This is a genomic window from Halonotius aquaticus, from assembly GCF_003605575.1.
Classification (GTDB): Archaea; Halobacteriota; Halobacteria; order Halobacteriales; family Haloferacaceae; genus Halonotius; species Halonotius aquaticus.
The window spans coordinates 538,696-563,593 of record NZ_QKNY01000018.1 but is presented as its reverse complement, the minus strand read 5'-3'; the positions used below and the strand labels follow the sequence as shown (position 1 = coordinate 563,593).

At 63.0% G+C, this 24,898-nt stretch carries 27 protein-coding genes and 1 tRNA gene; 14 read left to right on the top strand and 14 right to left on the bottom strand.

Annotated elements, in window-relative coordinates:
* Nucleotides 1-12: 12 nt before the first annotated feature.
* Nucleotides 13-2,928 carry a leucine--tRNA ligase gene (gene leuS / locus DM826_RS12455; RefSeq protein WP_120103744.1) on the bottom strand — a complete coding sequence of 972 codons (2,916 nt, stop codon included), beginning with the start codon at nucleotides 2,926-2,928 and terminating at the stop codon, nucleotides 13-15.
* 134 nt (nucleotides 2,929-3,062) lie between these two features.
* On the opposite strand from leuS, the gene DM826_RS12450 reads away from it, so the two are divergent.
* The 3 genes from DM826_RS12450 (at nucleotide 3,063) to DM826_RS12440 (ending at nucleotide 5,505) form a co-directional block, all read left to right on the top strand.
* On the top strand, nucleotides 3,063-3,869 hold the full coding sequence (locus DM826_RS12450) for a glycerophosphodiester phosphodiesterase (protein WP_120103743.1): 807 nt from the start codon (nucleotides 3,063-3,065) through the stop codon (nucleotides 3,867-3,869).
* Nucleotides 3,870-3,970: 101 nt separating this feature from the next.
* Nucleotides 3,971-4,711: a bacteriorhodopsin gene (locus DM826_RS12445; protein ID WP_120103742.1), complete on the top strand. Its 741-nt coding sequence runs from the start codon at nucleotides 3,971-3,973 to the stop codon at nucleotides 4,709-4,711.
* Nucleotides 4,712-4,797: 86 nt separating this feature from the next.
* On the top strand, nucleotides 4,798-5,505 hold the full coding sequence (locus DM826_RS12440) for a V-type ATP synthase subunit D (RefSeq protein WP_120103741.1): 708 nt from the start codon (nucleotides 4,798-4,800) through the stop codon (nucleotides 5,503-5,505).
* 649 nt (nucleotides 5,506-6,154) lie between these two features.
* On the opposite strand, the gene azf is transcribed toward DM826_RS12440, so the two are convergent.
* On the bottom strand, nucleotides 6,155-6,949 hold the full coding sequence (azf, locus tag DM826_RS12435; RefSeq protein ID WP_120103740.1) for an NAD-dependent glucose-6-phosphate dehydrogenase Azf: 795 nt from the start codon (nucleotides 6,947-6,949) through the stop codon (nucleotides 6,155-6,157).
* Nucleotides 6,950-7,093: 144 nt separating this feature from the next.
* On the opposite strand from azf, the gene DM826_RS12430 reads away from it, so the two are divergent.
* Nucleotides 7,094-7,444, top strand: a complete 351-nt coding sequence (locus DM826_RS12430; RefSeq protein WP_120103739.1) for a dihydroneopterin aldolase family protein — start codon at nucleotides 7,094-7,096, stop codon at nucleotides 7,442-7,444.
* 71 nt (nucleotides 7,445-7,515) lie between these two features.
* Complete coding sequence (locus tag DM826_RS12425) at nucleotides 7,516-7,938, top strand: DUF5790 family protein (protein ID WP_120103738.1); 423 nt, start codon at nucleotides 7,516-7,518, stop codon at nucleotides 7,936-7,938.
* Between the two features lie 30 nt (nucleotides 7,939-7,968).
* Here the strand turns inward: DM826_RS12425 and DM826_RS12420 are convergent, their stop codons facing one another.
* The 4 genes from DM826_RS12420 to thiE are packed head-to-tail and all read right to left on the bottom strand — an operon-like array spanning nucleotide 7,969 to nucleotide 11,282.
* The gene (locus DM826_RS12420; protein ID WP_120103737.1) at nucleotides 7,969-8,697 is read right to left on the bottom strand and encodes a creatininase family protein; all 729 of its coding nucleotides are present in this window, start codon (nucleotides 8,695-8,697) and stop codon (nucleotides 7,969-7,971) included.
* 44 nt (nucleotides 8,698-8,741) lie between these two features.
* Nucleotides 8,742-9,725, bottom strand: a complete 984-nt coding sequence (locus DM826_RS12415) for an aminopeptidase (protein ID WP_120103736.1) — start codon at nucleotides 9,723-9,725, stop codon at nucleotides 8,742-8,744.
* Between the two features lie 59 nt (nucleotides 9,726-9,784).
* The gene (thiM, locus tag DM826_RS12410; protein ID WP_120103735.1) at nucleotides 9,785-10,621 is read right to left on the bottom strand and encodes a hydroxyethylthiazole kinase; all 837 of its coding nucleotides are present in this window, start codon (nucleotides 10,619-10,621) and stop codon (nucleotides 9,785-9,787) included.
* The gene (thiE, locus tag DM826_RS12405) at nucleotides 10,614-11,282 is read right to left on the bottom strand and encodes a thiamine phosphate synthase (RefSeq protein ID WP_120103734.1); all 669 of its coding nucleotides are present in this window, start codon (nucleotides 11,280-11,282) and stop codon (nucleotides 10,614-10,616) included. The genes thiM and thiE overlap by 8 nt, the downstream gene beginning before the upstream one ends.
* Nucleotides 11,283-11,385: 103 nt before the next feature.
* Here thiE and DM826_RS12400 point away from each other — a divergent pair, with 103 nt between their 5' ends.
* Nucleotides 11,386-12,801 (top strand): MATE family efflux transporter, encoded by a 1,416-nt coding sequence (locus DM826_RS12400; RefSeq protein ID WP_120103733.1) that lies wholly within the window; start codon nucleotides 11,386-11,388, stop codon nucleotides 12,799-12,801.
* Between the two features lie 103 nt (nucleotides 12,802-12,904).
* Here DM826_RS12400 and DM826_RS12890 read toward each other — a convergent pair whose 3' ends face one another.
* The 3 genes from DM826_RS12890 to DM826_RS12390 form a co-directional block, all read right to left on the bottom strand.
* Nucleotides 12,905-13,537, bottom strand: coding sequence for a hypothetical protein (locus DM826_RS12890; RefSeq protein ID WP_133304679.1), 633 nt, complete (start codon nucleotides 13,535-13,537; stop codon nucleotides 12,905-12,907).
* Between the two features lie 109 nt (nucleotides 13,538-13,646).
* Complete coding sequence (locus tag DM826_RS12395; RefSeq protein WP_120103732.1) at nucleotides 13,647-14,153, bottom strand: DUF1648 domain-containing protein; 507 nt, start codon at nucleotides 14,151-14,153, stop codon at nucleotides 13,647-13,649.
* Nucleotides 14,113-14,439: a hypothetical protein gene (locus DM826_RS12390; RefSeq protein WP_120103731.1), complete on the bottom strand. Its 327-nt coding sequence runs from the start codon at nucleotides 14,437-14,439 to the stop codon at nucleotides 14,113-14,115. The genes DM826_RS12395 and DM826_RS12390 overlap by 41 nt, the downstream gene beginning before the upstream one ends.
* A 106-nt stretch (nucleotides 14,440-14,545) precedes the next feature.
* On the opposite strand from DM826_RS12390, the gene DM826_RS12385 reads away from it, so the two are divergent.
* Nucleotides 14,546-15,046, top strand: a complete 501-nt coding sequence (locus DM826_RS12385; protein WP_120103730.1) for a hypothetical protein — start codon at nucleotides 14,546-14,548, stop codon at nucleotides 15,044-15,046.
* 649 nt (nucleotides 15,047-15,695) lie between these two features.
* Here DM826_RS12385 and gatA read toward each other — a convergent pair.
* Together gatA and gatC are read right to left on the bottom strand one after the other, a co-directional pair.
* Entirely contained in the window at nucleotides 15,696-16,997 is a 1,302-nt protein-coding gene (gene gatA, locus DM826_RS12375) for an Asp-tRNA(Asn)/Glu-tRNA(Gln) amidotransferase subunit GatA (RefSeq protein WP_120103728.1), read from the bottom strand.
* Nucleotides 16,994-17,272 (bottom strand): Asp-tRNA(Asn)/Glu-tRNA(Gln) amidotransferase subunit GatC, encoded by a 279-nt coding sequence (gene gatC, locus DM826_RS12370; RefSeq protein ID WP_120103727.1) that lies wholly within the window; start codon nucleotides 17,270-17,272, stop codon nucleotides 16,994-16,996. The genes gatA and gatC overlap by 4 nt, the downstream gene beginning before the upstream one ends.
* A 312-nt stretch (nucleotides 17,273-17,584) precedes the next feature.
* On the opposite strand from gatC, the gene DM826_RS12365 reads away from it, so the two are divergent.
* The 6 genes from DM826_RS12365 to DM826_RS12340 all read left to right on the top strand — a co-directional run bounded on the left by DM826_RS12365 (nucleotide 17,585) and on the right by DM826_RS12340 (nucleotide 21,634).
* The gene (locus tag DM826_RS12365) at nucleotides 17,585-18,574 is read left to right on the top strand and encodes a transcription initiation factor IIB (RefSeq protein WP_120103726.1); all 990 of its coding nucleotides are present in this window, start codon (nucleotides 17,585-17,587) and stop codon (nucleotides 18,572-18,574) included.
* Nucleotides 18,575-18,633: 59 nt separating this feature from the next.
* Entirely contained in the window at nucleotides 18,634-19,107 is a 474-nt protein-coding gene (locus DM826_RS12360; RefSeq protein WP_120103725.1) for an NUDIX hydrolase, read from the top strand.
* 8 nt (nucleotides 19,108-19,115) lie between these two features.
* Nucleotides 19,116-19,535 carry a gamma-glutamylcyclotransferase family protein gene (locus tag DM826_RS12355; RefSeq protein ID WP_120103724.1) on the top strand — a complete coding sequence of 140 codons (420 nt, stop codon included), beginning with the start codon at nucleotides 19,116-19,118 and terminating at the stop codon, nucleotides 19,533-19,535.
* Nucleotides 19,536-19,806: 271 nt separating this feature from the next.
* Nucleotides 19,807-21,018: a threonine ammonia-lyase gene (ilvA, locus tag DM826_RS12350; protein ID WP_120103723.1), complete on the top strand. Its 1,212-nt coding sequence runs from the start codon at nucleotides 19,807-19,809 to the stop codon at nucleotides 21,016-21,018.
* A gap of 38 nt (nucleotides 21,019-21,056) precedes the next feature.
* A complete protein-coding gene (locus DM826_RS12345; protein WP_120103722.1) occupies nucleotides 21,057-21,443 on the top strand; it encodes a Rid family detoxifying hydrolase in 387 nt (128 codons plus the stop codon).
* Nucleotides 21,440-21,634: a hypothetical protein gene (locus tag DM826_RS12340; RefSeq protein WP_120103721.1), complete on the top strand. Its 195-nt coding sequence runs from the start codon at nucleotides 21,440-21,442 to the stop codon at nucleotides 21,632-21,634. Before DM826_RS12345 ends, DM826_RS12340 begins: the two co-directional genes overlap by 4 nt.
* On the opposite strand, the gene DM826_RS12335 is transcribed toward DM826_RS12340, so the two are convergent.
* Nucleotides 21,631-22,416 (bottom strand): alpha/beta fold hydrolase, encoded by a 786-nt coding sequence (locus DM826_RS12335; protein WP_394338551.1) that lies wholly within the window; start codon nucleotides 22,414-22,416, stop codon nucleotides 21,631-21,633. The two genes, DM826_RS12340 and DM826_RS12335, sit on opposite strands and share 4 nt — an antisense overlap.
* Before the next feature lie 175 nt (nucleotides 22,417-22,591).
* Here DM826_RS12335 and DM826_RS12330 point away from each other — a divergent pair.
* A tRNA-Ser gene (locus DM826_RS12330) sits at nucleotides 22,592-22,672 on the top strand.
* Between the two features lie 207 nt (nucleotides 22,673-22,879).
* On the opposite strand, the gene ptsP is transcribed toward DM826_RS12330, so the two are convergent.
* Both ptsP and ptsH1 read right to left on the bottom strand, forming a co-directional pair.
* The gene (gene ptsP / locus DM826_RS12325) at nucleotides 22,880-24,565 is read right to left on the bottom strand and encodes a phosphoenolpyruvate--protein phosphotransferase (RefSeq protein WP_120103719.1); all 1,686 of its coding nucleotides are present in this window, start codon (nucleotides 24,563-24,565) and stop codon (nucleotides 22,880-22,882) included.
* Nucleotides 24,562-24,846, bottom strand: a complete 285-nt coding sequence (ptsH1, locus tag DM826_RS12320) for a phosphocarrier protein HPr (RefSeq protein WP_120103718.1) — start codon at nucleotides 24,844-24,846, stop codon at nucleotides 24,562-24,564. Before ptsH1 ends, ptsP begins: the two co-directional genes overlap by 4 nt.
* Nucleotides 24,847-24,898: the final 52 nt, after the last annotated feature.

Here is a 24,898-nt window from a genome sequence, read left to right as displayed (position 1 = left end):
CTGCCAGATCGATTATTCGATGTGGATCGCCGGCCGGAACGGCACTGCTTTCGAGGCCCGCCCCTCGGGATCGTCGATGTCGTCGCCGTCCTCGGCGTAGACCGCCACGTCGGCGTCGTACTCGCGTTCCAGGAAGTCGACCGCCGTTTCGTACGTCGAGACCTCATCGATCTCGGCCATCGCAGCAAGCGTCTCGTCGTCGACACCGCGAACGAGTTCGACCAGATCCTGTGCGAGATCGTTGACGGCGTCGCCGCGCTCGCGGAGGTCGGGATCCTGCATGACCTCGCCCATGATCTGCCCTACGTCGGTGCCGACCTCCCGAACCGTCTCGAAGACCTTGCGTTTCCAGTCGGCGGCGACGTAGACCCGGATCGTTGCGGGATCCTGCTCGGTGACGGTGAGGATGTCCTGAATATCGTCGGCGAGGCGTTCGATCTGACGCTCCTCGGTTTCGGTGCGTGGCGACTCCCAGCTTTCGTCGACCTCAGGCCACGGCGCGTCCTCAGCGGGCGTGCCGGTCAACTGTTCGTGGAGTTCGTTCGTCATGAACGGGATGAACGGCGCGAGCAACCGGAGCCGCGTTTCGAGGACGTGCCGGAGTGTCCACTGTGCGCCGTCCCGATCAAGATCGGCCCGCCGGCGGTACCACTTCAGGTGTTCTTCGAAGCCGTAGAAGGCAGCCTGTGAGGCGGTTCGGGTTTCGGCGTTGTCGAGGGCAGCCGTCACATCAGCAATCGTCGTCTGCAGTTTCGACAGCAGCCAGCGATCGATGTGTTCGAGATCGCTGTCGGGGTCGACGCCGTCGGCCGCAGCCGCTGTCTCGTCGTCGATCAACTCTTGGGCGCGGTTCCAGAACCGTCGGAGCTGATCCTCGACGCCTTCGACCTGGTCGGCCCGCCAGTCGTAATCCTGCCACGGTTCGGCGGAGTTGAGCAGGAAGAAACGGACGGTGTCCGCGCCGTAGTCCTCGATGGCTTTGCCTGGCAGGACGACGTGGCCTTTCGAGGACGACATCTTCTCGCCTTCGAGCAGCCCCATCCCCATGATCGTGATCCCCTCGGGCCATTGGGCCTCGTCGAACAGTTCGGCGTGGTGGTACAGGAAGAACGTGAGGTGATTCGAGATGAGGTCGTTGGCCGAAAATCGCTGAGTGACGGGGTACCAGTACTGCCACTCCGCCCGGAGGTCAAGGGCGCGCTCGTCGGCTGCGCCCTCGACGGCGTCGGCTCCGTAAAACAGCGCGTCGAAGAACTCTCGATCGAGGTCGTCGACCGGGATCTCTTCGAGGCGGTGGGCAATCGTGTAGTAGGCCATGTAGATCGTCGAGTCCGACAGCGGTTCGATGACGAACTCGTCGTCCCACGGCAGTCGGGTGCCGAGCCCGTAGTTGCGGATACAGGGCCACTCGTTGAGCCAGTCGATGGTATGGGTGTACTCCCCGCGGGTGTTCTCGGGGGTGGCGTCCAGCCGCTCGACGGCGCGCTTGGCGGCCTCCTCCCAGTCCTCGTCGTTGTACGTGAGGAACCACGTATCCTGATAGGCGACGACGACTTTCCCGCCGGCCCGTGAGATGACGGGTTCGGGGAAGTCGTACATCGCGCCGAAGGCACCCTGCTCGCGGTAGTGGGCGGCCAACTCGTCGCGGACGTCTTCGATCACTTCACCCGCGTACTCGCCGTACTCGTCGTGGAGTGTACCGGTGTGGAACTCCGCGTTGTATACGTCCTGGGTGACTTCCTCCAGCTCGGGATCAGTACTGTCGGTGATGCCGGCGGATTCGACGGCGTCCTTGGCGGGAATCTCGCCGTAGCCCTCGACATCGAGGATCGCGGTTGGCTCGATAGCCTCGACTTCGTCGGGGTTGATCCCGTAGGATTCGAGTTGCTCCGTATCGGCTTTCGCCTCCTGCAGGGCGAGGTAGTCGTCTGGGCTGTGTGCCGGCACCGACATGACGACGCCGGTGGCGTTGTCGGGATCGACGAACTCCGCGGGGAGGATGATGATCTCGTCGCCGGTAACGGGGTTGGTGACGGTCTCGCCAACGACCTCGCTGCCGGGGAACTCACGGTGGATTTCGACGTCGTGATCCTGGAGTTCCAGTTTCTCTGCGGCTTCGACGGAGACGAGCCACGTTTCGCCGTCGACGCTGGCCTCCACGTAGGTCGCCTCGGTGTTGATGTAGGCGTTGGTGACGCCACGGACGGTTTCGGGGCGCAGCGTTGCCATCGGGACGACCGTTTCGTCGCTGGCGTCGTCGCTTCCGCTGTCGCCGGCGTGGGTGAACTTGATCAGGGTGTACTCCTGATACTCCACGTCCTCGCCTTCAAGCAGGTCGTGAGTCGTCACCGGGTTTTCTTGCTCGGTGCAGTATTTGACCGGGTGGAGACCCTTTTCAAGTCGCCCGCGCTCCTTCAGCGTCTCGTACTGCCACGTGATGAATTTGGAGTAGCGGTCGTCGTTGGTGGTAAACTCGCGCCGCCAGTCGATCGAGAGGCCGAGCGAGCGCATCCCCTTCTTGTAGTGCTCTTCGATGAAGTGATGCGCGTAGCCCATCGGGGTTTCGAGGTCTTCGAGCACGTCGTCAGAGACGTTGTAGGTATCCTGCAGCACCGACATCTGTGATTCCTCGCGTTTCTGCAGGCGTTCAACCGCACCGATGATCGGGGTGCCGGTGACGTGCCAGGCCATCGGGAACAGTACGTTGTCGCCCTGTTGGCGTCGATACCGGGCGTAGACATCGGGGACGGTGTAGGTTCGGGCGTGCCCGATGTGCATGCCGCCGCTGGGGTAGGGATAGGGAACCGTGATAAACGTCGTCTCCTCGTCTTCGGGGGCTGCCGCGTCGCCGGGGTCGGGCTCGTATCGGGCCTCGTCGGCCCACCGATCCCGCCACTCGGCTTCGAGTTCCTGCGGGTCGTAGTCCATACGGCCCTCTCTGTGGGTGTGGCGTAAAATAGCATCTATCCGGGCGCACGCGACGCCGCTGTCGCCGCCGACCCCCAGCCCCCACGCGGACTGACACCCACCAACTTAGGACGGCCCGCACCAACTTGCTCCCAATGGGTCGCACACACCCACACGTCATCGCCCACCGCGGCTACGCCGCCGACAACGCCGAAAACACGGTCGCCGCGATGCGTGCAGCCGCCAGTGATGACCGCACTGACGCCATCGAGATCGACGCCCGGGCGACCAGCGACGACCGCGTGATCGTCTTCCATGACGACGACCTTTCGCGGTTGACCGACGCGCCGCCGGCCGTCAGCGACACGCCGGTTTGGGAGCTCTCCTACGACGAGATCAGCGGGTACACCATCGGCGACAGCGACGAGCCGATCCCCTTACTGACCGAGATATTGGCAGCGATCCCCGACTCGGTGGGAGTCAACCTCGAACTCAAACACCCCGGATGCGGGGGACTCCAGTTTGGCGAAGTCGATGACGACGACGCTCGCAGTGCCGCTGGCGACCGCTGGCGACCGTTCGTTACACGCGCTCTTGCTGTTGCGACCGACACCGACCACGACCTGCTCGTCTCGTCGTTCTACGAGGGCGCGCTGGCGGCGACCCGTGCAGTCGATCCTGCGGTTCCCGTCGCGCCGCTCGTCGCCGACGACGTAGAGAGCGGGATCGATCTCGCTGACCGCTACGATGCCGCAGCGATCCACCCGCCGCTGGATGCGCTCCTCGACGAATCGGGTACGACGACCGCCGCTGGCGACCAGTTGCTCGACCGTGCGCACACTGCCGACCGTCGAATCAACGCTTGGACGGTGACGACCCAACAGGAGGCCCACGCGCTCGCTCAGGCCGGTGTCGACGGCCTCATCGCTGAGTCACCACATGTTGTTTCGGGAGATAGCTGATCACCGGTTGCTGGTGGCGGTTTCGAGGTCGGTGATCCGAGGTTCCCTAACTAGTCTGGTAAGCAGTTTTTACCATTTCCGCCCCTAACCACGTATGGATTATGGCAGCACCAGTAACACCAGGCAGCGAGCAGATTTGGCTGTGGATCGGCACAATAGGGATGGCCCTCGGACTCCTGTACTTCCTTGGCCGGGGGTGGGGCGTGAAAGACACGAAGCTCAAACAGTTCTATGCGATCAACATCTTCGTTACGACCATCGCATTCAGCATGTACTTCGCGATGGCAACCGGCTTCGGGTTGACCGAGGTCGAACTGGTAGACGGCACCGTGCTTGACATCTACTGGGCACGGTACGCTGACTGGCTGTTTACCACACCGTTGCTCTTGTTAGACCTTGCGTTGCTCGCCAATGCTGACCGAGAGACGATCTACACGTTGATCGGCCTTGACGTGTTCATGATCGCCACCGGTCTCATTGGCGCCTTCGCACAGGAAGCGATCTGGCGGATCGTCTGGTGGGGTATCAGCACCGGTGCCCTGCTCGTCCTCCTGTACGTGCTCGTCGGCACACTCAGCGCCGCCGCGGCAAACCAGTCCGATGCGGCCCGCAGCCTGACGAACACGTTGAAGAACCTCCTGATCGTGCTGTGGTTGGCCTACCCGGTTGTCTGGATCCTCGGCACCGAAGGGACGCTCGGCTTCATCCCGCTGTACACCGAGACGGCCGCCTTCATGGTGCTTGACCTCACCGCGAAGGTCGGCTACGGCGCGTACCTCCTGCAGAACCACGACATCCTGAAATCCGTCGGTGGCGGCGCAAGCGCTCAGCCTGCCGACTGATCGGGACTGTCGACACCCACCCGCGGCTCATTTTTTCGACCGAACTGAAAAGATTAAGACCGTGGCCGCCAACAGTCCGGTAAGCGATGGCTGAGGACGTTAAACCGACACGGAAGAACCTGATGGCGATCGAAGATCGCATCGAGCTCTCCGAGCGTGGCCACGATACGCTCGAACAGAAGCGCGACGGGCTGATCATGGAGTTCATGGATATCCTCGATCAGGCCCAAGACGTACGCAACGACCTCAACGAGGATTACGAGACCGCCCAGCGGAAGCTCAACATGGCGCGGGCGATGGAAGGCGACGTGGCGGTTCGCGGCGCGGCGGCCGCACTCAAGGAACACCCTGAGATCACGATCCAATCGAAGAATATCATGGGGGTCGTCGTTCCACAGATCGAATCCTCGAAGGTGAAGAAATCCCTCGATGAGCGCGGCTACGGGCTGCTCGGCTCCTCGGCCCGTATCGACGAGGCCGCCGACGCCTACGAGGAACTGCTGGAGACGATTATCCTCGCCGCGGAGGTCGAAACGGCGATGAAAAAGATGCTGACGGAGATCGAAACGACAAAACGCCGCGTCAACGCCCTTGAGTTCAAACTCCTCCCGGATCTCTACACCAACCAGGAGTACATCGAACAGAAGCTCGAAGAACAGGAGCGCGAGGAGATCTTCCGGATGAAGAAAATCAAAGAAAAGAAGGAAGAAGCCGAAGCCGAGGAAGCAGCGGCCGCGGAAGCCGCCGCAGAAGCAGCCGACGCCGACGCCGACGCTGTCGCCGTCGACGAGTAGGGCGATCGACCTCCTCAGCCGATATCTTTATTACATCCAACCCACAACTATCTGGTACCGTCTGGTGTCTCGGTTCTCAGTGTTGAACATGGTACGCCTGACTGTTGACACCAGACGGCTACTCTTGCCTGCACACCCTACCTGACCGATTTCTTTCCGGGCTTTTTGATTTGCGCTGGCAGTCACCGCCCTAGTAGTCACTTCTGGGTGTTCCGTGTCGATACTGACCGACTGCTTGGACAGGTGGGCGTGTGTCGAACCGCAAGCGCCGTTCACCCTCGATGAGATGACCGGATCGGCTGATTGAATTATCAGAGTTGATTCTAAGGCCAGTATTTTTATTAGCTATCTCCCGATTATGTACAGATACCGTCTGTGAATGGTGGTATCACTGCAGACGGGTACCATGTTCAACACTGAGAATCGAGGCACCACTCAGCCTTGATTCGCTGACCCCCCTAACCCCCCTACCCATTATTCGAACGCTGACACAGCACGTGCCAGCGACAGGTGTGGCAACGAACAGTTCGCGTGGCTAGTCGGTGTACTGCTGGTTTCCAGCCGGCTGGCTACCGATTTTAGATTACATCATCACTCCTGCTTCGGTGTGGCGGGTTCGCCTGTGCCTGTCTGCCCTCGACGTGGTAGGTTAGGCTTCGGATTCTTCTTTCGGCGTGCCGTCGAGGTGGTACTCCGCGGAGTTGTCTGTCGGCTCATAGTCGAGCACGCGTCGGGTGTTCTCGATAGAATAGTATTTGCGGTCGTTATCGGAGATGCCGTACACGATCTCGAAGCCGTAGTCGGCGATGATACTGCGTTCGAAGAGGTGGGCACAATCTCGGTAGGACAGCCACATCGCCTGGCCGCGCTCGTAGTTGCGCGGCGGATGGCCCTCGGTGAGGTTGCCGATCCGAACACAGACCACCGAAAGATCGTGTTCGTCGTGGTAGTACTGTCCCAGGGTTTCGCCGGCAGCCTTTGAGACGCCATAGAGGTTGCTGGGTCGCTGGAGTTCGGTTCCGTCAAGCGTGAAATCGTCGTGGGTGCGGTAGAGATCGGGTTTCTTTGCTTCGGTTTCGTAGTTGCCGACCGCGTGATTCGAGGAGGCGAAGGCGACCTTTTCGACGCCGAGATCGACGGCGGCCTGGAGTACCGACTGTGTGCCGTCGATGTTGTTGTGGAGGACGCTTTCCCACGGGGCGTTCGGTCGCGGGTCGCCGGCGAGGTGGATGATGACCTCACAGCCCTCGGCGGCGTTGCGCACCGCCTCCCGGTTGGTCACGTCGGCGACATAGACGTCGCTGTTGTCCACCCCATCGGGGAGTTTCGCCGCCGGAAGCGGCTCACGATCCAACAGCCGCCAGTCGTAGTCGGCGCCGATATGCCGGAGGATGGCCTGCCCGACACGACCGCCGGCCCCAGTCAGCAGCACAGATCGCGCCATTCATTCGGCAAAGGGAGGACGACGCGTAAGTAACGCGCGGTTCCGTGCCGATTTCATGGTAGTTGTTAGCGTTTACGCCCCGGTCGGTGGTGTCGCCCCTCACCAAGTCGACACGCCTTAGCCGCCGCCAACCGTGGTTGCTGTATGCCGCCCACCACCGAACAGGCCTGTTTTGAGGCCGGTATCAAATTTGGCTCGCTGTACCACCAGTTTGCCGGCACGCCGGTTAGCCCCGACAGCACCCGAAGCTTAGAGACCGCGATGGCTGAGGCCATCGAAAACCAACCGTTCTGCGAGTCGGTGGCCGTCGCTATCGATGACGACCGCGTGGCCGACGCTATCGATCACGACAACGGCTACACCGAACTGACCGGGAGCCTGATGACCGTTGAGATGCGAATCGCGTACGAGGGTGTGACCGCTCGGACGCGTATGGAGATGGAAGATGGCTACCCACTGATGAAGTTGGTCGCCGTCGCCGAAGCCGGCGAGTGAGCCGACAGCACTGCTGATTTCACTTTCACTTTCGGGCTCGTTTTTAACCGCCCCCGCGCCTATCATCAACTATGAGTCAAGCTACCTTCGATGACGACGAGCTGTTCGGCGAGGCCGCCGCGGAGACCCGCGAAGATGTCGAACAGCATCTGTCGGCGGCCCGCGGGGCCCTGCCGACGGCCGACGATATCTGGGAGACCGACGCCGACAACGTCCTCGGCGTGCTCAACGGGTTAAAATCCGCCCTCGATGTCGGCGAGGCACCGGAGCACCTCCGCCAAGCGAAAAAGTGGTACACCCTCGGGGAACGCGCCGACGCCTTCGAGGACGCCGAGGATCTGGAGGCCGACATCGAGGCCGTCGAGGAACTGTTGGAAACAATTGAGGCCGCCCACGACGACGTGGGTGAGCTCACCGGCACCGTCCCGCAGCTCCGGAGCTCCCTGCAGGACGCCCACGACGATGCGGACGGCGATGCCAGCGACGACGACTAAGCCGGCATCGAACGTTGTTGGTCTGCATCGTTAGTTTTCTCTGTTGTCAACAGCGTCAAGCAGGTCGGCAAGTGCCTCGCCGCTGCGAGCAAGGAGTTGCTCGCCGAGCTCGGCTGTCGCCGTGGTTGGATCGCCGACGACACCGTTGTCGGTGAACTCGTCGCTGTCGTGGGCGAGGTTGACGCCGGCGACCCACTCGCCCCACCCCTCGCTGGCACCCTCGCGGGCGGCAGCTATTTTGTCTTCGTGGATCGCCTCGTCGTCGATGTGAGAGAGGAGGCTTGTTTCGACGGGGCCAGCGTGGCCCATCGCTTCGTCGGTATCGATGCTGTCGAACCACGTGAAGGCGACCGCGTAGGCGTCGTCCTCGCGTGAGATCGTCCCCGTCACCTCTCGGAGTGCATCGGTGTTGCCGCCGTGGCCGTTGACGATGACGACCCGATCGAAGCCGTGATGCGCGAGGCTGGCGACGGTTTCCCGGACGTATGCCCGAAATGTCTCGGGGCTGACCCACAGCGTCCCGTCGAAGGCGCGGTGTTCGGCGGCGATCCCGACCGGGATCGTTGGCGCGACCGGCACGTCCTCGCCGGTTCGCTCGCGGTAGGTCTCAACACCAGCCTCGGCGACGGCGGCGGCAGTTTTGGCGTCGGTGCCGAGCGGGGCGTGGGGGCCGTGTTGTTCGGTACTCCCGACCGGCAGGACTGCAAGGTCGCTCTCGCAATCCTCTATCTCGGGCCACGTTGCCTCCGAAAGCTGCATACCGGGTGTGTGGCCTGGTGGTTCTTGAACGCCCCGCTCGGTTCTCAGGCCGGCAACTCGATCTCCTCGCCGTCGGCGTAGACGGTGGGTTCTCGAAGAATGCCGTCGAGATGCAGCGGCGCGTTGGTCTCGCCGCCGATGGCTGCGTTGTCGCCGATCGCGAGATGGACAGTACCGGCGGCTTTCTCGTCGAGCAGTACCGAGCCGACGAGCTCGTCGACGCCGACGTTGGTGCCGATCCCGAGTTCGGCGAGATTGTAGGCATCGCGGCCGACCGCCTCGGCGGCGGTTTCGATCTGGCTCCGGATCGCGTCGTCGCTGATCTCGGTCACATAGCCGTCGTCGACTTCGAAGGTGAGTTGCTGGTCATCGTCGAGCAGGCCGTGGGGTCGCATCGTGCCGTCGACAACGTAGGTGCCGGTCGCGCTCTCGGGGCTGACGAAGATCTCGCCGGCTGGGAGGTTCGAGAAGCCGCCATCGTCGTGGACGATGCCCGTATCGAGCAGCCACTCGCGGTCGCCGATATCGACGGTGATGTCGGTGCCTTGCGGGCTGGTCACCCGGATCTCGTCGGCATCTTTGACCTGTTCGTGGAGGGTCTCGCTGTGTTCTTCGATGGCCTCGTAGTCGGCATCGAGGCCGGTGACAAAGACCGATTCCGTGATCCCTGGGAGGGTCGCACCGCGGGCACCGTTCTCGCAGGCGTCACCGCGGGCGCGGGTGTGGCTGATGCTTTTTGTCGTTGGCGCGAGAAACACGTCGGCTGCGTTGAGGGCGGCGGCGACTGGTTCGGGTGGCTCCGCGCCGTGTTGGGGCCCGGGCGGGTAGCGAACGATCACCGGGTCGTCGGTGATCGCGCTGGCTTCCATATAGAGGGTTTCGCCGATCCGTTCGCGTTTGTCGTCGGTGACGATCAGACAGGTCTCCTCGCTCCCGAGATTGAGACATTGGGTGAGGGCGGTCTCGGCGGCGTCCCGAAGATCGCTGTCGCTCGGTTCGGTGTCGCCTGTGGCGTCGGCGGTGGGCATACAGTGGCTTGCTGCTGCCGGGGGTTAGCCCTTACTCTGGCTGGCGTGTGATCCTTGGCTTACGCAATCCGCTCAACGCGGTCGTCGAGGTCGACATAGAGGTCGCTGGCGGCCTCGGGTGTGAGATTCCAGATCCCGTCGAGCAGGTTCGTGTGGTAGCTTGCCGGCCCGCTGTACTCGTCGCCGGCAGCGCGCTCGCCGACGAGCCCGAAGGCCAGTGTCGCGTGGAGTGCTGCCGTCAGGGTGTCGTCGAGCCCGCCACAGAAGGTGGCGACCGTCCCGCCGAGGATACAGCCCGTACCGACGACCTCGCCCATCATCTCATCGCCGGCCGCAACGCGGTAGGCCGCGTCGGCGGTGGCGACGATGTCGGTTTCGCCGGAGGCGACGACAACAGTGTCGGCGGAGTCGGCGACCGCCTGAGCGGTGTCGGCGATCTCGTCGTACTCGCCGACGGATTCGACACCTTTGACCTCGGCTTCCGCGCCAGCGAGAGCGCTGATCTCGCCGTAGTTGCCTTTGATCGCCGCGAAATCGACATCCGCGAGCAGTCGCTCAACGAGTTCGTTGCGGGTCGGCGTCGACCCCATCCCAACCGGGTCGAGGATGACCGGCACGCCGAGTTCGTTGGCCGCGAGTCCGGTCTCGTAGATTGCTTCGCTCAGCGAGTCGTTGACCTGGCCCGTGTTGAGCAACACCGCGCTCGCGCCGTGGGCCATCTCCGGGCCATCGTTTGGCCCGTCGGCCATCACCGGCAGCGCGCCCCAGTGGAGGGTGCTGTTGGCCACATCGTTGATCGTCACCCGGTTGGTGAGATGCTGGATCAGCGGCTCGGTTGCCCGCAGACTCGTCAGCGACTCGGCGAGCGCGGCCGGCGACACGGACACCTCAGTCATCGGCGGCTACCTCCGCTTTCTCGGCCGTGGTGCCGACCGCCTCGCGCAGCGCGCGGGTGGCGGCCGCCGGATCGTCGGCGGCGGTGATTGCGCTGATGACCGCTACGCCGCTCGCGCCGGCTTGGATCGGCCCGCTGGCGTTTTCGGAGGTAATTCCGCCGATGGCAACGACCGGGATCGTCACCGCCTCAACGATCTTGGCGAGTTGGTCAACACCGAGGCCGTCGTCGGCCGTTTCAGCGTCGGGTTTCGAGTCGGTGCCGTAGACTGCGCCGACACCGAGATAGTCCGCGCCGCTGATCGCCGCCAGCCGGGCCTCCGAGACCGTCGACACCGAGACGCCGATCGTCGCCTCCGGGCCAAGGATCTCGCGGGCTGTCGACACCGAGGGGTCGGATTGGCCGAGGTGGACGCCGTCGGCCCCGATCGCGTAGGCGATATCGATCCGGTCGTTGACGATGAGATCGACGCCAGCGTCGCTTGTCAGCTCGCGGAGTCGCTCGCCGAGTTCGATCCGGTGTTGCGCCGAGGTGTCTTTCTCGCGGAGCTGGACGGCGTCGATGCCGCCCTCGATGGCTGCCTCGACGATGGTTTCCGTCGACCGGCCCGCAGAAAGGGACTGCTGTGTGACGAGGTAGGTGCGCCACTGATCGGGAGTCATGGGTGTGATTACCGTGTGATCGGTAAGCGACTTACGATTACTCGACCGCCCCATCGCCGCCAAAGCAATAGACGCAAACCCGCCGCTCACCAAGCCCGACCGAATGGTCGATCCTGCCCGCCCGGTTGCCGTTCTCGCCGCGTTGCTCGCGCGGTTGGGGGTCATCGAGCGCGACCGCTTGACGGCGACGGTCGACCTCGCCTGGCCGCGGGTGATCACCGGCTTCGCCATCATGTCGAAACAGACCGCCGACCTTGCGATGGTCGGCTCGGTGCTGGGCGCGCCAGCGGTCGCCGGGCTGGCCTTCGCCGGCGCGTACTGGACGGTCGGGAAGTTCGTCGCCATCGGCCTTGCCGGCGGGACGGTCGGGCTGGTCTCCCAGAACTACGGCGGCGGTGAGTCCGCCCGCGCCGCGCTGCTGGTCAAACAGAGCGTCTGGGTCGCCCTCGCGTTGGCGGTGCCTGTGGTCGCGGGCTTCGTCCTCTTTGCCGACCCACTCATCGCCCTCCTGAGCAACGACGCTGCGGCGGTTGGCTACGGTACGACGTATCTCGGGATCGTCGCGCCCGCACTCGCCTTCGAGTTTCTGAACATGATCGCCAGCCGCACCTACGCCGGCGTCAGCGACACCTTTACTCCGATGGTGGTGCGGGCCGGCGGCGCGGTGCTGAACGTCGCCCTCAGCGGTACGCTGATCTTCGGGTTCGGCTGGGGCGTCGCCGGCGCGGCGGTCGGTACCGCGGTGGCGACAGGGGTGGTGACACTGATCTTTTCGTGGGGCATGTTCGGCCGCGAGTACTTCGGTCGCGGTGCCAGCCCAGTTGCCCTGTCGGTGGCCGGCCCGCAGTTCGACCGCGAGCTTCTGGGGCAGTTGCTCCGGGTGTCGACGCCGCTGATCGCCCGGCGGGTCTCACAGGGGCTCGCCACCTTTCCGCTGTTGGCGATCACCGCCAGTTTCGGCTCGGCGACGGTGGCCGCGCTTGAGGTTGGTCGCCGGGTGCGAAACATCGCCAACAGCACCAGCTGGGGGCTGTCGATTGCCTCCAGCACACTCGTCGGGCAGGAACTGGGTGCGGGCGAGGAAGGCGAGGCGACGGCCTACGGCACCCAGATCATTACGCTTGCCGCCGTCGTCCACCTGTTCGTCGCCGCGGGTGTGATCCTGCTTGCCGAGCCGATAGCGACCCTCTTTGTCGACGACCCGACGGCGGTCGCGTTGTCGGCGACGTTTATCGCCGTGTCGGCGGTGAGCCTCGTCGCCATGGGCGTCGACGGCTCGGCGACGGGTGCGCTCCGTGGGGCTGGCGACACCCGAATCCCGTTTTATGCCTCGTTGGTCGGGCTCTACGTGTTCACACTGCCGGTAGCGTATCTCGGGACGGTGACGGCACTCGGTGAGACCGCGCTGTACGTCGCGTTGGTGCTTGAAACTGGGGTGCCGGCGGCGGTGACGCTGTGGCGGTTCCGGACTGGGAAGTGGCGGGCGGTGAGTCGTGATTACCGTCCAGGCGAGGCGTAAAAAATATATAACTATCAAAATAATAATTGTTCTAATAAAAATTATTTTATTCAAATATTTTTCTACTTGAATAAATATCGGGTGAAATTAACCGAATATATTATTACTCATTTTCCAACCAATCAGGACTTGATTCTGGAGAGCAATTTTCGGGCATGATTTCCTCGAACTTCTCTTTAGACCATGTTTCTTGCTTTTTCCAGGGTACAATCCATTGGTAAATACTTTTTATTTTCTCGACAATATTCATTAAATAATACCATATACCGCCTAATTGCGGCGTAGATTGGTTAAGATCATGTCTTTTGCTGTTTAGATCCTCAAGCGTTTCTTCTAAATTAGCATTTGGTCTATTTGGGTTGGAAATTTTTGAATGAATAAAATGGTCAAATTCGTCATGCAACTCTTGGTGTTCTTGACCTGCATTATAATAATCACGTGAGCGGAGTTTCGGACCGTAAAAAGAACTGATTAATGAGCTTATCAGTATTGTTACTGCAAGATAAACTGCGGCCTGTGGTGATCCACCACTCCGAAGTACATAAATCAAGACACCACCTACAATCGCGGTTAATAAATCCAAGCCCCAGCCGAGCCATCCCACATATTTAGCTGCAAAATAGTTACGTTGGTAAGTATAATAGATTGATCCACGGTGATCAAGAGCCTTTTTAAATAGTTGCTTTCGATGATGAAACCAGTCATAACATCCGCCAGATGCTGCATCCTCGCTCATATCGAGACAATATAACTCTAACAAGATAATTCATATCAAATATCAATTGACGAGTTAATGTTTCCATGTGTGACGTGAGAAGATCGAACACAACAGTCCACAATCATAGCTATCTTGTCGCCTTGTTATCAAGCGAATACCAGACCAATCCCGCAGCCAGCACCAACACGGGTACCGTTGCCAGTGCAACGTTGAACCGATAGCCGAGATTCCAGACGAGCACTAGCGTCTCGACCCACGCGAAGACGACGCCGACAAAGAGGATCGCGGGGGTTTCGCCGCCCGGTGTGCTCGTCAGCGAGTCGGGCAGCAGGCGAACGGCGACAACCGTGGCGATGCCGAACAGCGGCAGCCCCAGCGTCGCCAGCGGTTTCGAAACCGTGTTGTCCGGCGTGCCGGCGGCGTTCCAGTGGATCGCCATCTCGGCGGAGAGGCTATTCCAGACGACCAACGCGGCGACTGCCGGGATCGCCATCAGGCCGACAGCCAGCAGGTCGAATCGGCGGGCGGGGTTCATGTTTGAGGGGTACGCCAGATCCATCTTATTGGTGCTGGATTCGACGGCGCGGCGGCGATCAGGCCGCCGCAAGCGGCCCGTACCGGCTGCCGAACCCATATGCGAGCACCGCCAGCGCGCTCAGCGTGACCCCGGCGATGAGCACCGTGGCAAGAAGCTGCACCGGGGTCACCACGAGCATGGGGTCGCGCCCGAACTGCAACAGCCGGAGCAAACCCGCATCGCCGGCAGCGACGGCAACCGAGCCGCCGATGCTGCTGACAGCAACGAACCCGATCCAGCCAGCCTGCATGCGTGTCGACAGCCCGCGGCGATGTGTGTCGACGGCGACAACCGTCGTCGCCACCAGTCCCACCGCGAGGTTGAGGATGGCAAGAACGACCATACCGGCTTGTTGACAGCGAGGCCGGTAAAACGATATCGGCTGTTTTAGCGGGTGCGATGTTCTGTGTGGATGTCATTTTTATCACCTCGTTGTGAGAGCTGCTGGCATGAGATCTGATACCGACGACTGGTACGACACGCGCTGGGGACAGATCTTCTACTGGACGGTGTTCGCAGCGACGCTGCTGGCGGTCGTCATCTCGGCAACGCAGGTCGGCATCGCCATGCAGATTCCGGCGACCGTCTACCTGTTTGGCTTTCTCGGGGCCGCCGTCTATGCCTGTGCCAATTTCGCCAAACAGTTCGAGCGCGCGGGTCGCTATCGACTGAAAATCCTGAGCCGGACGGTCGCCGTGTTGCCGCTGTCGGCCGGTGTCTTTCTGCTGGCCGGCGTGTTCGTCGATCCGCCTGGTTCGGCGGCGACGCTCGGCGAGTCAGGGCTGCGTTCGACCGAGCGGCTCGTCGGCGGGCTGGTGTTCGTCGCCGGCATCTACGTCAGCACGACGCTCAAAGCGTTGGACGCCTTCGCCAAACGCACGCTCGGCTATCCTGGAACCCAAGCAGATCGGGAGGCGTCACAGGACGACAACACAGGAGCGAACCGGTAACGCAGTTACACAAGCTGACAGTACCGAGGTGCGAGAGACAGAGGCTCCATTCAGCAATTGGCGGTTGTCCATTTCCTCCCTGTAGCGATTGAACGCGTTAGACACGGCTTTCTGTTTGTGGCGACGCATATGGGTTACCGCCGTGTGCTTACTGCACTTGCTGCCACGACGGATTCGCTTCGAGTTTTTCCAGAGCGGAGTTGAGTTCCGACCGTATCGCTCCGTAAAATCGTTCTCGACCCACAGGAGTCCGGACACAGATAATGACTGTTTCACTCGTCACCTCGAAAATCGACAGCTGCCACTGCTCTTTCTGATGCGTCCATCTACCAAGGGTAGACGCGTGTTCGTCCCGAACGGTGGCTTTGCCCAACTCCCAACTCTGTCGGGTTAGATGAGACAAGTCGAATGGGACCACATCAGGTAATGTGGTAGCGCCCTGACTTCCGCTCCGGTTGTTACGGACTGCCATACCACGATATCTGGAATCGTTCACGAAAAATGTGTCTATGTTTCAGAGCGGGACATGACCGCAATTCGGGGCGAGGAAGCGACACACACTCATTGCGAAACAGCGCGCGCAGCTATACAGGTCGATCTACCTAACAACTCTCACGCAAAATGCCCGACTTGCATCTGTGCCTGCTACTCAGTCCTCAACCGCACTCGCCGCCCGGATGATCGTCTCCTCGCTGAACTTCGGGCCGATGAGCTGGCAGCCGACCGGTAGGCCGTCCACGTCGCCGGCGGGCACCGAGATCGCCGGCAGATTGGCGAGATTGACGGGGACGGTGTTGGCATCCATCAGGTAGAGTTGGAGCGGGTCGTCGAGGCTCTCACCGAGTTTCGGCGGCACCACGGGCATCGTCGGCGACGCCAGCACGTCCACGTCCTCGAAGGCGTCGTCGAAGTCCTGTTTCACCCACGCTCGGGCGTCCTGGGCCTTCTTGTAGTACTTGTCGTGATAGCCCGCTGAGAGCGCGTAGGTGCCGAGCAGGATCCGGCGTTTGACCTCCGGCCCGAAGCCCGCCTCACGGACGGCGGCGAACTGCTCGTTCCAGTTGCCCTCAGCGTCGGTGTCGGGACCGTAGCGAACGCCGTCGAAGCGCGCGAGGTTCGAGGAGGCCTCCGACATGGCGATCACGTAGTAGGCCTGGACGGCGTGTTCCAGCGAGTCCAGCGAGACCTCGGTGATTTCCGCGCCCTGGGCTTCGAGATCGTCCAACGAGGCCTGGAAGGTCTCGACCACGTCGTCGTCCGCGCCCTCGATCAGGTCGGTGATGACGCCGACCGTGAGGCCCTCGACGTCGCCGTCAGCGGCGGCCGCATAGCCGGAGTCGGCACCGCCGTCGTTGGTCGTCGCGTCGTTTGGATCGGGGCCCGAAATCACGTCGAGCAGGAGGGCGGCGTCCTCGACCGTGTTCGCCAGCGGGCCGACCTGTTCGAGGCTGTTGGCGTAGGCGACGATACCGTACCGGGAGACGAGCCCGTAGGTCGGTTTGATGCCGACGACACCGCAGAAGGAGGCGGGGTTGCGCACTGAGCCGCCGGTGTCGCTGCCGAGCGCGAGGTCGGCTGCGCCAGCGGCGACGGCTGCGGCCGAGCCACCGGAAGAGCCGCCGGGGACGCGATCCGGCGCGGCGGGGTTCTCGGTCGCGCCGAACGCCGAGGTTTCGGTGGTACCACCCATCGCAAACTCATCCATGTTGGCCTTGCCGACCATCGTGGCTCCCGCCTCCAGCACGCGGTCGACGACGGTCGCGTTGTACGGCGGGACGTACTCGTCGAGCATGGCCGACCCGCAGGTCGTCCGCACGCCGTCGGTCGACATGTTGTCCTTGATGGCGATGGTGCGGCCGGCCAGCGGGCCGTCGTCGTCGCCCTCGATGGTCGCCTCGGTGATGAAGGCGTTGTGGGCGTCGTCGCCGGCGTCGGTGTGATCGCTGCTCATGAGACGCTCGGCCCCTTGAAGAAGCCGTCCTCGGTTTCGGGGGCGTTCTGAAGGGCTTCGTCCTGTGAGAGCCCCTCCTCGACCTCGTCGGCTCGCATCACGTTGACCAACTCGGGGTCGCTGTCGACCTCGGGCACCTCATCGAGGGCCGCGAAGTAATCGAGGATGTCGGCGAACTGCGCGGCGAACTCGTCGGCGTCGGCGTCGTCGAGATCGACCCGCGCGAGGTCGGCGACGTGTTGTACCTCGTCGGCGTCGACGGGCGAATCGCTCATACGCGCCCCGAATCACGGCCTGAGAGTAAGGGTTTCGTTTCCCAGGTCACCCCGGTGTCGCTGCCAGTTGGGGATCCCCGTCTCGTCTCATTGGGTTGTCGTTTTCACCCCTCACGAATAGCCGGGCTATCGGGCGAATTGACGCGCCTGTGAGAAGCACATCCATAACGATTCTTCACCCGCTCTCGTCTAACAGTTTTCATAGCAAATTTGGCTGCAATTATAGGGTATTATTAAGTTGTTTCAGCCCGTGTCTATTGATGCACAAAACGGGTGTGATACCGCGATCTCTCACACCGTTTCATCCATATCATGAGCGACAACGTTCGTACGTTTACCGACGAGCACACCCGGAGCCACAACCGGTCACCCCAGCAGACGGAGTCGACCGACACCGACGAGACCCTCCGCTGTCCGGAGTGCGACGGCCAACTGGCAACCGACACCGAACACGGCGAAACGGTCTGTCGTGACTGCGGACTCGTCGTCGAGGAAGACGAGATCGACCACGGCCCCGAGTGGCGCGCCTTCGACAGCAACGAGAAGGATCAGAAATCCCGCGTCGGCGCGCCGACGACGAACATGATGCACGACAAGGGGCTGTCAACCAACATCGGCTGGCAGGATAAAGACGCCTACGGCAAGTCGCTGTCCTCGCGGCAACGCCAGAAGATGCAGCGGCTCCGCACCTGGAACGAGCGGTTCCGCACCCGCGACAGCAAAGAGCGGAACCTCAAACAGGCCCTCGGCGAGATCGACCGCATGGCAAGCGCCCTCGGGCTGCCCGATGCTGTTCGAGAGACCGCTTCGGTCATCTATCGCCGGGCCCTCGACGAGGATCTCTTGCCCGGTCGCTCGATCGAGGGCGTTTCGACGGCGGCCCTCTATGCGGCGGCTCGACAGGCTGGCACCCCGCGCAGCCTTGATGAGCTCACGGCTGTCTCCAGAGTCGACAAAGACGAGATCGCCCGCACCTACCGCTACGTCGCCCGCGAGCTCAACCTCGAAATCAAGCCGGCTGACCCTGAACAGTACGTCCCGCGCTTTGCCTCGGATCTGACGCTCTCCGATGAGGCCGAGCGTCGGGCCCGCGAACTGTTGTCGACGGCGAAAGCACAGGGCGTTCACAGCGGGAAATCCCCGGTCGGCCTCGCCGCGGCGGCGATCTACGCCGCCTCGCTGCTGACCAACCAGAAGGTTACCCAAAACCAGGTCAGCGAGGTCGCCAACATCTCCGAGGTCACGATCCGCAACCGCTACCACGAACTGCTCGAAGCCGACGAACAGCAGTCCGTCGCCTGACGACGCCCGTTTTTGATCGCTTTCGCAACCGCAAAGCCGCCGGCCCGCAAGCGACAGCCATGGAGACGACACGCCATTTCACCTCGACCGTCTACATCGTCAACGACGGCGCGACCGCACTGCATCGGCATGCCGGCCTTGGGATCCGCATCCCACCCGGTGGTCATGTCGACCGCGACGAACTGCCCCACGAGGCGGGTCGCCGCGAAGTCCGCGAGGAAACCGGCCTCGATCCGACCCTCCACCGCGAGACCGCCGAACTGAACCCACCGGCCGGCGAGGTGTTGCCACAGCCGGCTCATATGCTGCTGTACGATATCAACACCCACCCTGACGGGACGGTCGGCCACCAGCATATCGATCACATCTATTTTGCAGCCGTTGAGCATCGTGAGATCGAGCCCCGAGACGGCGAAGCCCCCGCAGACCGCTGGGCGTGGTATACGCCGACAGCGCTCCGCAACAGCGATCTCGACCCCGACACGGTCGCCATCGGCTGTGAAGCCATCGAGACCATCGACAACGCCGTGTAGCCGCCACAATGGTCGCGTTGGTCTTCGTCTACGGCACGCTCACCGACGACGAGCAGGTTGCGTCGCTGCTCGACAGCTACCGGTTTGTCGGCGCCGCCACCTGCGTTGGGCTCCGCCGTGTCGACGGCCGATATCCGACACTTGTCCCAGGCGACTCGGTCACCGGTCGGCTGCTCGAAACTGACGACATCGAGCGACTCGATCGGTACGAGGGCGTCGACAGCGGGCTCTACCACCGGGTGTCAGTCTCACTTGCGCCGTCGCTTGCGGCGACAGTGTCGACCCCGACGGCCAGCGTCTATCTCGGCGAGCCGGCCGCGCTTGGCCTCGGCTCACTCGACCAGTACTGGCCCGGCACCGGCGCGTTTTCAGCGCGGGTCGAACGCTATCTCCCAGCGACTCAGATTGAACCTATCAATACAGAATAACAATCCCGAACTGCGGCCGACAGCCGTCTGACAGACGTCAGCAGTCGCCGCCTGCGTGCGGTTTTCACTTTCACCACGCATGCCGGATGTTTATATACCTCCGGGCCAAACGCTCAGTTGCGCGTCACACGCGTGCATTCCCCATCCCGTTTTTACACTCGTGAGTCACAACGACCTGCTGGTGGCGACGACGATCCATCTGGTTCCTTCTCCTGGCGACGCTATCACCAACACCGAAACCGATTAGCGCACGTCCCCACCAACGGGAGATATGCTCTCGCTTGCGGCGATACGTGCGGCCCGCGATCGCATCGCCGATGTGGCCCGCGTGACGCCGGTTCGCTACTCACACACCTTCTCGGAGCGAACCGGCGCGTCGGTACATCTCAAGCTAGAAAACGTCCAGCGGACGGGCGCGTTCAAGATTCGGGGCGCGCTCAACCGGATTGCGACGCTTTCCGATGCTGAACAGGCCGCCGGCGTCGTCACCGCCAGCGCGGGCAATCACGCCCAGGGCGTCGCCTTGGCAGCGACCCGGGCCGGCGTCGATGCGACGATCGTCATGCCGGAACACGCGCCGATCTCGAAGGTCAAAGCGACCCGTGGGTATGGCGCCCGTGTCGTCCTCGACGGCGTCGACTACGCGGAGGCCCAAGCCCGCGCCCACGAGATCGAACGCGAGGAGGGCCGCACCTACGTTCACGCCTTCGATGACGAGATGGTGATGGCCGGCCAGGGCACGATCGGCCTCGAAATCCTCGAACAGCAACCCGACGTAGAGACCGTTGTCGTCCCCATCGGCGGGGGCGGCCTCATCTCCGGGATCGCCACCGCGATCACAAGCCAGCAACCGGACGTGCGGATCATCGGCGTCCAAGCAGAAGGTGCCTCCAGCGTCATCGATTCCCTTGAGGCTGGTGAGATCCGATCCCGAGACAGCGTCGACACCGTCGCCGACGGGATCGCCACCCGCTCGGTCGGCGAGCAACCCTTCGAGATCATCACAGAACGCGTCGACGAAGTTGTCACCGTCTCCGACGAGGAGATCGCCCTCGCGCTGACGCTGCTGCTTGAACGGAGCAAAACCGTCGTTGAGGGCGCGGGTGCGGTCGCGCTGTCGGCGCTGCTGGAAGGTCGCTTCGACTACGAGGAAGGCGAGGTAATCGTCCCCGCACTGTGTGGCGGCAACATCGACATGAACGTGTTGACAACGGTGATCCTGCGGGGGATGATCCAAATGGGGCGGTATCTGAAGATCCGCACCGTCCTGCCGGATCGCCCCGGCGCGTTGGAGTCGTTGATCGAGATCATCGCCGATAAAGGCGCTAATATCTACGAGATCCACCACGAACGCACCTCCCGGGAGGTCGGCATGAGCGACACCTCCGTCGAACTCGAACTCGAAACCCACGGCCCCGACCACGCCGCCGACCTGCTGGCGACACTTCGGGACGCGGGCTACACCGTTGACGTGCGGAAGTAAGGGGCGGATTTATTCGGCTCGACCGCCCACCCGACGCTATGAAACGCACCATCAGTACCGACAACGCCCCCGAAGCCGTGGGTGCCTACAGCCAAGCGACGACCGACGGCTCGACGCTCTACACCGCTGGTCAGATCCCCCTCACGCCCGACGGCGACCTCCACGCCGACGCCGACATCGCCACCCAGACCGAACTCGCACTCGATAACGTCATGGCGATCCTCGCGGCTGAGGATCTCGCCGCCGAGCATATCCTCAAAACGACGGTCTTTCTGGCCGATATCGACGACTTCGGCGCAATGAACGAGACATACGAGACGTACTTCGCTGCCGCCCCGCCGGCTCGCAGCGCAGTCGAGACAGGCGCGCTCCCGAAGGGTGTCGGCGTCGAAATCGAGGCGGTGGCGACATATCCGGAGGCGTGAGCCCGCGTCGTAAATCGAGCCTCTTGTGGGGGCTCGTCGGCGCGCTGCTGTTTCTCGTGCTTGCGCTGGGGTATCGCCTCGCGGGTGGCACGCTGCCGGTCGGGTTCGGCGGTCTCGCTGTGATCGCACTTGGCGTCGGTGTCGTCGTCACCGCGTCCGCGCCCGCCGTTGCGGCACGTCTACGCCGTTAATCGAGGCTCTCGACCACCCGGGACAGACTGCCCTCCTCGGGTTCGAAATACGAGTAGTGATCGGCGACGAGGTCGGTCACGTCGACATCGCGGTAGCCATCGGGCTCGGCTGCCGGGTCGTCGATGCCGACGCTGCCGACCGCCGTGGTGCGATCCGAGAGGCGGTAGACCCAGCCGAGCACGCGGTCGCGCCCGCTGTGGAAGTTGGTCATGGGTGCGTCGACCGCGGCGATGGCGTCGCCATACTCCCCATCGCGTTCGACGCTGTCGCTTGGGATTGCACCGCCGAGCAGTGACATCGACGCAAGCGAGGTGGCCATCTCGCTCGTCTCCAATTCGGTCAGTGCCTCACAGACGACGCGCGCGCCCAGCGAGTAGCCGACCAGGTGGACGGGGCGACCGTCCTCGGCGGCCCACTCCGCAAGCCAGTCAGCGAGCGGTTCGGCGTTCGCGTCGGCAACGCGCTTGGCGTCGGCCCATTCGCCATCAGAGTCCCAACTGTAGCCGGCGACCGGCGACGAGCGGTACTCCTCAAGGCCGACATCCAGCGTGTAGGTCTGATCGCGGGCGGCCTGCGGGTCGGTATCGAAGCCGTGGACAAACAGGAATAGTTCGTCGGCGTCGTCGAACGACCACCCTCCCTCGGTGGCGACTGTTGGTGTGCTACCGTCGTCGCCCAGTCGCCCGCGAGTGGTGAGCATCGGGTAGTCCTCGGGTGCGGTGTAGTCGGCGTGTTCGGCGTCCAGTTCGCTGAGGACGTAGGCCACGCCGCCGGTCAGCACGGTGAGTACACCGCCGGCACCGAGCAGGAGATTGCGTTTCGTGAGTCGGGGTCGCGTAGTGGAAGATTGGTCAGAGATACGACGGCTACTGGTTCCGGGCGAAAGTAGTTGCTGGCCGGCGGTCGGAATAGCCGACCAACACGTTTAAAATCGGCAGCGGGGTAGAAGGGGACGAGCCAGGATGGCCGAGTGGTAAGGCGCACGCCTGGAAAGCGTGTTCCCTTTGGGATCCGGGGTTCAAATCCCTGTCCTGGCGTTTCTGACGGATCAGCATACACCAGCGGCGCGGATGTGGCGCGTAGCGCCACGAAAACGAACGGCGAAGCCGTGAGTATCGCGCCGCGATCACTGCTGCTCCGGAACCGCTGACTGACAGGATTTGAACAGCGAGTGACGCGACCGACGTGAGCGAAACGACTGCGTTCAACTCTCTGTCCTGGCGTTTTGTACGCAAACAACTGTCTTAGCTCTCGTCGAGCACGTCCAGCACCTCGGCCCGTGTCTCACAGGCCAGCGCGTCATCTGCGAGGTCGCGGGCAGCGCTGGTCGCGGTTTCCTGCACCTGCTGTTTCACCGCCGGCACCGTCACTGCGCTCATACTGAGTTCATCGAGGCCGAGGCCAACGAGCAACGCCGTTAGATCGGGATCGCCGGCCATCTCGCCGCACATGCCGACCCAGGCGTCGTTGCCGTCGGCCGCTGAGACCGTTCGGTCGATGGCGCGCAACACCGCCGGATGCAGCGGGTCGTGGTAGTCGGCGACGGCGTCATTCTCGCGGTCGACGGCCATCACGTACTGCGTGAGGTCGTTGGTGCCGATACTGAGGAAGTCGAGTCGCTCAGCCAAGCTGTCGGCAAGAAACGCGGCTGCGGGCGTTTCGATCATCACGCCGAGTTCCGGCATCGCGTAGTCGACGCCCTCGCCGTCAAGATCGGCGGCGACCGATTCGACGCGCTCGATGGCGGCCGCAACTTCCTCGATCTGTGTCGCCATCGGAAACATCACGGCGAGGTCGTCGCCGTGCTCGCTGGCCGCCGCCCGCAGCAACGCACGCAACTGTGTCTCGAAGAGGTCGCTGTGGGCCCCCAGCGAAAGCCGAATCCCGCGCTGGCCGAGGAAGGGGTTTGTTTCCTCTGGAAGGTCGAGATACGGCACGGCTTTGTCGCCGCCGATATCGAGCGTTCGGACGACGACCCGGTCGTCCGGAAACGCCGCCAGCGCGGTCGTGATCGCGTCGTACTGCTCGGCCTCATCCGGCGGGGATTCCCGATCCAAAAACAGGAACTCGCTGCGGAAGAGGCCGATCCCGTCGGCACCGCGGGCGACGGCCGGATCAAGTTCTGCCTCGCCGCCGATGTTGGCTGCGACCTCGATTTCTACTCCATCCGCTGTCGACACCGTTTCCTCGACGACCGGTGCGTCAACGCCGCCGGCGGCCGCCCGCTCGTCCTCGTCGGGATCGACAACCACGGTGCCGGCCTCGCCGTCGACGAGTACGTCCGCCCCCTCCTCGATCTCGGTCAACTCCTCGCCGACGCCGACGACCGCTGGGATCGCCAACGAGCGGGCGATGATCGCAGCATGAGAGGTGCGCCCGCCGGTGACGGTGGCGATGCCGGCGACCGAATCGGGATCGAGCTCTGCGGTATCACTCGGGGTGAGGCGTTCGGCCAGGAGGATCGTGCCGGCTGGCAACGCCGAGAGATCGACGGTTTCGACAGCCAACAGCGACCGGAGGAGTCGATCCCGGATATCACGCAGATCGTCGGCGCGTTCGGCCATCCGGCCGTCCATCCCCTCGAACTGGGCGATTGCTTCCCCAAACCGATCGTCGACGGCGTGTTCGGCCGGTGTGCCCTCGCCGATCGCGCTTTCGATATCGTCGACGAGTTGGGGGTCATCGAGAAACTGGAGATGGGCCTCGAAGACGGCGGCCTCATCTTCACCGACGCGCTCGGCGGCCTGCTGGCGGGCCTGTTCGATCTGCTGGCGGGCGGTCGCTTGGGCGTCCTCGAAGCGGGCCTGTTCGGCGTCGCTGTCGACCGCGCTTGGGTCGGGTTGCTCAGGCAGCGTCAGATCACTGGGTCGGTACCAGCGGGCGGTGCCGACACCGGACAGCGGTGTGCTCCCGATGCCGCTGCGCTTCATTCGCTGTCTTCCTCCTCGTCTTCGACCGGCGTTGTCAACAGGGCTTCGAGTTCATCAAGCGCAGCCTCGGCGTCGTCGCCCTCGGCGGTGATCCGCACCGACTCGCCGTGTTCGATGTTCAGCCCGGTCACCGCGAGCATGCTGTTGGCACCCACGGCGTCGTCGCCGTCGGCCCGCCCGACTGTGATCTCACTGTCGAATCGATTTGCCGTCTGGACAAACTGTGAGGCCGGTCGTGCGTGCAAGCCAGCGTCCGGAACCACTTTGACGATTCGTTCCATGGCTTCCTGTTTGGGTGGGTGGGCTATTACCATGTTTGCCGCCGTGGTGACA

What these genes read in the sequence shown, in the direction of transcription:
- azf (WP_120103740.1), bottom strand. Translation starts at nt 6,949, where the DNA reads ATGGCGCGATCTGTGCTGCTGACTGGGGCCGGCGGTCGTGTCGGGCAG.
- ptsH1 (WP_120103718.1), bottom strand. Translation starts at nt 24,846, where the DNA reads ATGGAACGAATCGTCAAAGTGGTTCCGGACGCTGGCTTGCACGCACGA.
- DM826_RS12420 (WP_120103737.1), bottom strand. Translation starts at nt 8,697, where the DNA reads ATGCAGCTTTCGGAGGCAACGTGGCCCGAGATAGAGGATTGCGAGAGC.
- DM826_RS12445 (WP_120103742.1), top strand. Translation starts at nt 3,971, where the DNA reads ATGGCAGCACCAGTAACACCAGGCAGCGAGCAGATTTGGCTGTGGATC.
- DM826_RS12415 (WP_120103736.1), bottom strand. Translation starts at nt 9,725, where the DNA reads ATGCCCACCGCCGACGCCACAGGCGACACCGAACCGAGCGACAGCGAT.
- gatA (WP_120103728.1), bottom strand. Translation starts at nt 16,997, where the DNA reads ATGAGCAGCGATCACACCGACGCCGGCGACGACGCCCACAACGCCTTC.
- DM826_RS12390 (WP_120103731.1), bottom strand. Translation starts at nt 14,439, where the DNA reads ATGGTCGTTCTTGCCATCCTCAACCTCGCGGTGGGACTGGTGGCGACG.
- ptsP (WP_120103719.1), bottom strand. Translation starts at nt 24,565, where the DNA reads ATGAAGCGCAGCGGCATCGGGAGCACACCGCTGTCCGGTGTCGGCACC.
- thiE (WP_120103734.1), bottom strand. Translation starts at nt 11,282, where the DNA reads ATGACTCCCGATCAGTGGCGCACCTACCTCGTCACACAGCAGTCCCTT.
- DM826_RS12385 (WP_120103730.1), top strand. Translation starts at nt 14,546, where the DNA reads ATGAGATCTGATACCGACGACTGGTACGACACGCGCTGGGGACAGATC.
- DM826_RS12355 (WP_120103724.1), top strand. Translation starts at nt 19,116, where the DNA reads ATGGTCGCGTTGGTCTTCGTCTACGGCACGCTCACCGACGACGAGCAG.
- leuS (WP_120103744.1), bottom strand. Translation starts at nt 2,928, where the DNA reads ATGGACTACGACCCGCAGGAACTCGAAGCCGAGTGGCGGGATCGGTGG.
- DM826_RS12360 (WP_120103725.1), top strand. Translation starts at nt 18,634, where the DNA reads ATGGAGACGACACGCCATTTCACCTCGACCGTCTACATCGTCAACGAC.
- ilvA (WP_120103723.1), top strand. Translation starts at nt 19,807, where the DNA reads ATGCTCTCGCTTGCGGCGATACGTGCGGCCCGCGATCGCATCGCCGAT.
- DM826_RS12440 (WP_120103741.1), top strand. Translation starts at nt 4,798, where the DNA reads ATGGCTGAGGACGTTAAACCGACACGGAAGAACCTGATGGCGATCGAA.
- gatC (WP_120103727.1), bottom strand. Translation starts at nt 17,272, where the DNA reads ATGAGCGATTCGCCCGTCGACGCCGACGAGGTACAACACGTCGCCGAC.
- DM826_RS12430 (WP_120103739.1), top strand. Translation starts at nt 7,094, where the DNA reads ATGCCGCCCACCACCGAACAGGCCTGTTTTGAGGCCGGTATCAAATTT.
- DM826_RS12890 (WP_133304679.1), bottom strand. Translation starts at nt 13,537, where the DNA reads ATGAGCGAGGATGCAGCATCTGGCGGATGTTATGACTGGTTTCATCAT.
- DM826_RS12345 (WP_120103722.1), top strand. Translation starts at nt 21,057, where the DNA reads ATGAAACGCACCATCAGTACCGACAACGCCCCCGAAGCCGTGGGTGCC.
- thiM (WP_120103735.1), bottom strand. Translation starts at nt 10,621, where the DNA reads ATGACTGAGGTGTCCGTGTCGCCGGCCGCGCTCGCCGAGTCGCTGACG.
- DM826_RS12400 (WP_120103733.1), top strand. Translation starts at nt 11,386, where the DNA reads ATGGTCGATCCTGCCCGCCCGGTTGCCGTTCTCGCCGCGTTGCTCGCG.
- DM826_RS12425 (WP_120103738.1), top strand. Translation starts at nt 7,516, where the DNA reads ATGAGTCAAGCTACCTTCGATGACGACGAGCTGTTCGGCGAGGCCGCC.
- DM826_RS12365 (WP_120103726.1), top strand. Translation starts at nt 17,585, where the DNA reads ATGAGCGACAACGTTCGTACGTTTACCGACGAGCACACCCGGAGCCAC.
- DM826_RS12395 (WP_120103732.1), bottom strand. Translation starts at nt 14,153, where the DNA reads ATGGGTTCGGCAGCCGGTACGGGCCGCTTGCGGCGGCCTGATCGCCGC.
- DM826_RS12450 (WP_120103743.1), top strand. Translation starts at nt 3,063, where the DNA reads ATGGGTCGCACACACCCACACGTCATCGCCCACCGCGGCTACGCCGCC.